Annotated in this window: 6 protein-coding genes; 1 reads left to right on the forward strand and 5 read right to left on the reverse strand. The window is 61.1% G+C overall.

The window, feature by feature from the left end; translation table 11 throughout:
- Positions 1–486: 486 nt before the first annotated feature.
- The 5 genes from EN749_RS28090 to EN749_RS28110 form a co-directional block, all read right to left on the reverse strand.
- Positions 487–1,080, reverse strand: coding sequence for a DJ-1/PfpI family protein (locus EN749_RS28090; protein WP_013533129.1), 594 nt, complete (start codon positions 1,078–1,080; stop codon positions 487–489).
- A gap of 72 nt (positions 1,081–1,152) precedes the next feature.
- Entirely contained in the window at positions 1,153–2,103 is a 951-nt protein-coding gene (locus EN749_RS28095) for a substrate-binding domain-containing protein (RefSeq protein WP_023808960.1), read from the reverse strand.
- Positions 2,104–2,157: 54 nt separating this feature from the next.
- On the reverse strand, positions 2,158–3,156 hold the full coding sequence (locus EN749_RS28100; protein WP_127395959.1) for an ABC transporter permease: 999 nt from the start codon (positions 3,154–3,156) through the stop codon (positions 2,158–2,160).
- Positions 3,144–4,736 (reverse strand): sugar ABC transporter ATP-binding protein, encoded by a 1,593-nt coding sequence (locus EN749_RS28105; protein ID WP_127395958.1) that lies wholly within the window; start codon positions 4,734–4,736, stop codon positions 3,144–3,146. The genes EN749_RS28100 and EN749_RS28105 overlap by 13 nt, the downstream gene beginning before the upstream one ends.
- Before the next feature lie 11 nt (positions 4,737–4,747).
- Entirely contained in the window at positions 4,748–5,449 is a 702-nt protein-coding gene (locus EN749_RS28110) for a GntR family transcriptional regulator (RefSeq protein WP_127267874.1), read from the reverse strand.
- A 176-nt stretch (positions 5,450–5,625) separates the two neighbouring features.
- Between EN749_RS28110 and EN749_RS28115 the strand changes: the two genes are divergently transcribed.
- Positions 5,626–6,354, forward strand: a 729-nt coding sequence (locus tag EN749_RS28115; RefSeq protein ID WP_128364383.1) for an iron-containing alcohol dehydrogenase, incomplete at its 3' end; no start/stop codon positions are given.

A 6,354-nucleotide genomic window follows, 5' to 3' on the forward strand; every position in this document is an offset into this window, starting at 1 on the left:
CCATAAGAGATATCTAATGTTAGGCAACGGCAGCCGGCCGGAATCGTTCCTAGACGCCGTTCTTTTCGTCAGGCCGATGACCAACCCGGACGCCGGGAGACCATTTGCCCGCGATGCCAGCTTGACTGACGCAGGCCTGAACTCAGGCGCATCCCGCTTTCATGGTGACGTCGCGCCTGAGCGCCGATCGAACGGTTGTCAGAAGGTTTTCTGGGAACTTGTTCACCGGACCTCGGCACCGAGCGTGATCGCTTGGGGCGACGACGGGCCGCACGGTCGACGACACGACCTCTAATCCGGACGCCGAAACAGCGCCGCGCGCCAGCACAAGAAGGACGAAAGCAGCGCAACCAGGCGGCACTCCTTGAGCATCTCGCCTATACCGGTGCGCTCGACAGCCGCGATCCCGACCGAATTGATATGGATATGGAGGCGCTATTGAAGAGAACCGACGCATCCCTTGGGGAATGCGTCGGTTCCAGAAGCTTACGCGTGGCGGATTTCCGTTCCCAGCACCTTCAAACATTCGCGGATGAACGCAGCAAGCGCCGTCCAGCCTTTGGCAGAAACCATTGTCCCGTCCACATAGGCCTCGGTCGGCGACAGGTCGATATAGGTGCCACCCGCCAGTGTCACTTCAGGCTCGCAGGCGCCGAGTGCTGCGACCTTCTTGCCACGCACCACGCCGTCGACAGCGATCAGGATCTGCACACCGTGGCAGATGGTGAAGATCGGCTTCTTGGCCTCGTGGAAATGGCGCACGATCGCCTGCACGCGCTTGTCGGTGCGGATGTATTCCGGGCCGCGGCCGCCCGCGCAGTAGACGGCATGATATTGATCGAGCTGCCTCTCAGCTTCCGAGAAAGTCTTGTTGATCAGCGCATAGTGGCCGAGCTTTTCGGTGTAGGTCTGGTCGCCCTCGAAGTCGTGCAGCGAGGTCTTGATCAGATCTCCGGCGTTCTTGTCCGGGCATACCACGTGGATGGTGTGGCCGACGGCTTCCATGGCTTGCTGATAGACAAAGATTTCGTATTCTTCGGTGAACTCACCGGTCAGCATCAGTATCTTTTTGCCTGGCATGGCTCTTCCTCTCAGTGTTTGAGCTAGGCAAGGCGCAGACCGCGCCCTGCCTTTCGGTGAAATCGGATAGGGTTAGAATGGCGAGTCAGGGAAATAGTATTCCTTGGCGTTGGCTTGGGTGATCAACGGCGCGTCGAGCTTGACGGTGCCACGGACGGGTGCCTGGCCGATCAGGTTGGCGACGGTCATGTAGATCGCGGTCTTGATCATCGACGGCGGATATGGCGTCTCGACCGGCGTCATGGCGTCGCCGTCGATCACCTTCTTGACGATGTCCTTCATGCCGTTGCCACCGAGCGCCAGCTTGATATCGGTCCGGCCCGATTGCTTGACCGCTTCGAGCACGCCAAGCAGCATGTCGTCGTCATTGGCCCAGACCGCATCGATATGCGGGTACTTGGCCAAATAGTCCTGCATCAGCTTGAAGGCCTCGTCGCTGTTCCAATGCGCGTATTGGATGTCGAGGACTTTCAGGTTCGTACCCTTGATCGTGTCCTGGAAGCCCTTGATGCGCTCGTCGTCGATGACGGTCGGAATGCCGCGCAGCACAACGACGTCGCCCTTGCCGCCGAGCTTGTCGATCATGAACTTGGCTGTGTTGGTGCCAACCGCGATATTGTCGCCGGCGAGGTAAAGATCCTGGACGGAGGCGTCAGTCAGACCGCGATCGACGACGGTGATGAACGTGCCCATGTCCTTGATAGCCTTGACCGGCTGAGTCAGCTCTTCCGAGCTGTAAGGCAGGATCACCAAAGCGTCCAGCTTGCGGCTGGCCGACAGGTCCTCAAGCGCGCTGACCTGCTCCGCCGCGGACGGCGACGTCTTCACGACCACCTCGACGTTCGGGAACGCAGCATTGATTTCCTTGGCCGCCGCTTGTGCGTGATAGACGATGCCCGCCGTCCAACCGTGGTCGGCTGCCGGTATCGACACCGCGATGACCTTCTTGTCTTGCGCCATGGCCTGGCCGGCCAGCAGCAGCGCGCCAAGTGTCGCCGCCGCAATCCATTTTCTACTGAACATTGTCTTCTCCCTTGGACCTACAAGAACGTTGATCCGCGTGGTCCGGACGCGGCGCTATTTCGAATTCGAAAACCGCTGGATGAGCATGGCGATGATGATGATGACGCCCTGAACAGCGGCGACGAGGTATTCGGAGACGAAGTCCGACAGCACCATGAGGTTGGCGATGAGCTCCAGGATGACGGCGCCGGCGACTGTTCCCCACACATGGCCCTTGCCGCCGCGCAGCGCGGTGCCGCCAATCACCACTGCGGTGATGACCTGCAGTTCCCAAAGCTGTCCGGTCGTCGGCGTTGCGGCGCCCAGGCGCGGCACGTAGCAGATCGCGGCAATGGCCACGCAGACACCCTGGACGATATAGGCGACGGTCCGTGTCCTGATCACCGAGATGCCGGAATAACGGGCGACATCCTCATTGGCGCCGACCGCCGCGCATTTGCGGCCGTATTTCATCTTGTACAGGATGAAGGATGCGACCGCGGCGACGGCGATGGATATGAGGATTGGAACCGGGATGCCGGCAACCGTGCCGAAATAGACAGGCCGGTAGGCCTCGCGCAGCGATCGGTCGATCGGTATCGTGCCGCCGTCGGTCAGATAGGTTATCAGCGCCCGGAAAATCCCCATCGTGCCCAGCGTGGCGATAAACGGTTCGATCCTGCCGACCGTGACGATGAGGCCGTTGGCAAGCCCGCACAGCAGGCCGACCAGGATCGCCACCGCCATGCCGGCGGGAATAGCCCAGATACCGGCATGCGGCGCCACCGTGTTCATGAACATGATGGTGATGCCGGTGATGAAGGCGGCCATCGAGCCGACGGAAAGATCGAGCCCGCCGGACGAGATCACAAATGTCGCGCCGACCGCGATAATGGCGATGAAGGCGCTGCGAGTGATGACGTTGGCGAGGTTGGTGGCGGACAGGAAATCGTGGTTGATGAGGTAACCCACGACCAGGAGGGCCGCCAGCGCAAGGAAGGGTCCGATGTCGGTCCAACTGACATTGAGATCCAGGGCGCGACGCCTGGGTGCGGATTCGGTCATGACAGCCATTCTGTGCCTCCCTTGGCTTTTGGCCCTGGCTTGGGGCCACTGGTCGCCAGTACCGCCACGTTGCTTTCGGTCATTTCGGCGCCGCTGACCTCGCCGGTGATGCGGCCTTCGCGCATCACCAGGATGCGGTCGCAGATGCCGATCAATTCCTGCATCTCCGAAGAGATGACGATGCAGGCCTTGCCCTTCGCCACAAGCTCCTGGATGAAGGCATAGATCTGCGCCTTGTTGGCGATGTCGATGCCACGCGTGGGCTCGTCGATAATGACCACCGAAGGATCGGTCAGCAGCACCTTCGCCAGCAGCAGCTTCTGCTGATTGCCCCCGGAAAGCTGGCCCGCTTTGGCGCCGAGGCTCTTCAGCCTGATGTCATATGCCTCCACGGCCTGTTCCAGGGCCTTCGCTTCACTGCGCCGACCCATCGAGAGGCCGGGATGGAACACACCGAGCGCCGACAGCGTCAGGTTAGGCGCCAGGTGCTCCTGCAGCAGCAGTCCCTTGCCCTTGCGATCCTCGGTCAGGTAACCGACGCCGGCGTCGATCGCCGCGCGCGGCGATTGGAAATGGATCGACTTGCCCTCAAGTTCGACCTTGGCGGCCGACGGGCGCAGGCCGATAATGCCTTCGAAGAGTTCGGTTCGGCCTGCGCCGACCATGCCGGCGAACCCGAGGATCTCGCCTTTGTGGACCGTGAACGACACGTCCTCCGCATAGCCGGGAACGGAGGCGTTCCTCACGCTCAGCATCGGTACATCCGAAGGCGCTGCGGTCCTTTCAGGATAGAGTGCGGTCAGTTCGCGACCGACCATCAGCCGCGCCATATCCATCTGGCTCAGCGTCTTGCCGGGATAGGTGCCGACCATCTTGCCGTCGCGCAGAACGGTCACCTTGTCGGCCACCCGTTGCACCTCGTCCAACCGGTGGCTGATATACAGCACGGCGGTGCCGTGAGCCTTCAGTCGCAGGACGATCTCCAGCAGGCGCTCGACCTCGCCACCGGTCAGAACGGCGGTCGGCTCGTCGAAGATAACCAATTTATAGTCGTCAAGCAGAGCACGAGCGATCTGCACCATCTGCCGGTCTGCCAGCGAGACGTCGCGCACCAGTGCCCTCGGCGAGACCACGCAACCGATCTGCTCCAGTTTCTCGGCTGCCAGCCGGCGCATGGTGCGGTCATCCACGACCAGGCCACGCGAAAGCTCTCGCCCGAGAAACAGATTGTCGGTGACCGTGAGCCCCTCGGCGAGCAGGATCTCCTGGTGAACCAAAGCGATACCGGCATCCTGTGCCTGGCTGGGCTTGGCAAATTTCACCGCGTGTCCGTTCATCGACAATGTGCCGTGGCTTGGCTCGACATAGCCGGACAACAGCCGCATCAACGTCGACTTGCCGGCACCGTTCTCGCCAATGATGGCGTGGATCTCACCAGGGAGGACGTCTAGGGTGACGTCCGACAACACCGTCACCGGGCCGTATTGCTTGGACAATTGCTGGGCGCGCAGCACCGGTTCGAGCGAACCATGCGCATTGCTGGACAACGTGCTCCCGCCCTCCCCGGCGATATTCGCGGCAATGGACATCCGTTTCGACCTCAATCGAATGCCGGGAGCAGGCGATCGCGCGAGTGCTCTATATGGATGCGCATCGCCTTTGCGGCGGCATCGGGATCGGCAGAGCCGAACGCGGCAAGAATCGCCTCGTGTTCGTCAAGTGCCTCTTCGGTCACACGTGCATGAAACATCAGGCGGAAGATGTGGAAGTGCGTGTGCTGGTGGCTCAACGTCTCGCGGATGAGTTCGTTTTGAGAAAACTCCAAGATCTTGTCGTGGAAGATCGCATCCTGCCTGGCGAAGTTCGAATAGCGTACGCGATCATCCTTGCCTTCGCGGCGTGACATCACGCCGGCGGCTTCGAGCAACACATTGAACTTGGCCTCGTCCATCATTGCGGCGGCCTTCGCGGCGCCGTGCGGTTCGAGCAGCAGACGCATTTCGTACAATTCGTCGAAACGGCGCCGGGTGATCTGGGGTGCGGCACGATAACCGATCAAATGCGTCTTGAGCACGAGGCCTTCGCCTTCGAGCCGGCCAAGGGCTTCGCGGATCGGCGTGTGCGAGACGTTGAATTCCTTGACCAGGCTATCGACTGTAATGCGTGAGCCTGGCGGGATTTTCAGCGCCATCAACTGCGCGAAGATGGCTTCATAGACATCTTCGACGAGACTGTTGGCGCGCTGGATGCGACCAGCTCCAATGGTGGCGTCGCTTGGGTCGGGTAAGTTTGCGGTCTGCATATTTTGCCTCTTGACAGTGAGGACTGCTAACACGATGGTCTCGTCGATGCAATCCTATATCCTATACGATTTTAAAGCGGATATTTTTTAGGGGCGAGAGACACGCTCTTAGACCGTCCGATCCAAGCCCAGTTCAATGCCTCCGTTTCCAGTCAGCCGCCGTCAAAGGACCGATCATGACCCTCTTCGCCGCCCTGCGGTTGCCGCGTGAAATCCTGTTCGGGAAAGGGCAGCGCCATGTGCTGCCGACGGTCGCCGCCCGGTTCGGCCGACGCGCGCTGGTCTGCACCGATGAGCGTTTCGCGGGCACAATGGTATTCGCCGACATCATCAAGTCCCTTCAGTCAGCCTCGATCGAGGTTCTGGTACATGATCATGTTCTGCCCGACGTGCCACGCGACACGGTCGGCATCTGTGTCGAGGAAGCGAAGGGGTTCAGACCGGACATGGTGATCGGCATCGGCGGCGGCAGCTGTCTCGATTTCGCCAAATGCACCACCCTGCTTCTCAGCCATGGCGGCAAGCTCCAGGACTATTACGGGGAGTTCAAGGTGCCGGGTCCGACACTGCCGCTGATCGCCGTGCCCACCACGGCCGGCACCGGCTCCGAGGTGACGCCGGTCGCGGTGATTTCCGACCCGGACCGGACGCTCAAGGTCGGCATATCGAGCCCTCACCTTATCGCCGCCGTCGCTCTGTGCGATCCCGAGTTGACAATGACCTGTCCGCCTGGCCTGACCGCGATCGCCGGCGCTGACGCGCTGACCCATGCGATCGAGGCCTTCACCGCCATGCGGCGCGGTGAAGACCCCAATCTGCCGCAACAGCATGTCTTCATCGGCAAGACTGCGCTGACCGACCATTTCGCGTTGCTCGCGATAAAGCTGCTTGGCCGGAGCCTGGAG

Origin of the sequence: Mesorhizobium sp. M7A.F.Ca.ET.027.02.1.1 (genome assembly GCF_004022985.1) — a bacterium.
Classification (GTDB): Bacteria; Pseudomonadota; Alphaproteobacteria; order Rhizobiales; family Rhizobiaceae; genus Mesorhizobium.

What these genes read in the sequence shown, in the direction of transcription:
- EN749_RS28100 (WP_127395959.1), bottom strand. Translation starts at nt 3,156, where the DNA reads ATGGCTGTCATGACCGAATCCGCACCCAGGCGTCGCGCCCTGGATCTC.
- EN749_RS28105 (WP_127395958.1), bottom strand. Translation starts at nt 4,736, where the DNA reads ATGTCCATTGCCGCGAATATCGCCGGGGAGGGCGGGAGCACGTTGTCC.
- EN749_RS28095 (WP_023808960.1), bottom strand. Translation starts at nt 2,103, where the DNA reads ATGTTCAGTAGAAAATGGATTGCGGCGGCGACACTTGGCGCGCTGCTG.
- EN749_RS28090 (WP_013533129.1), bottom strand. Translation starts at nt 1,080, where the DNA reads ATGCCAGGCAAAAAGATACTGATGCTGACCGGTGAGTTCACCGAAGAA.
- EN749_RS28110 (WP_127267874.1), bottom strand. Translation starts at nt 5,449, where the DNA reads ATGCAGACCGCAAACTTACCCGACCCAAGCGACGCCACCATTGGAGCT.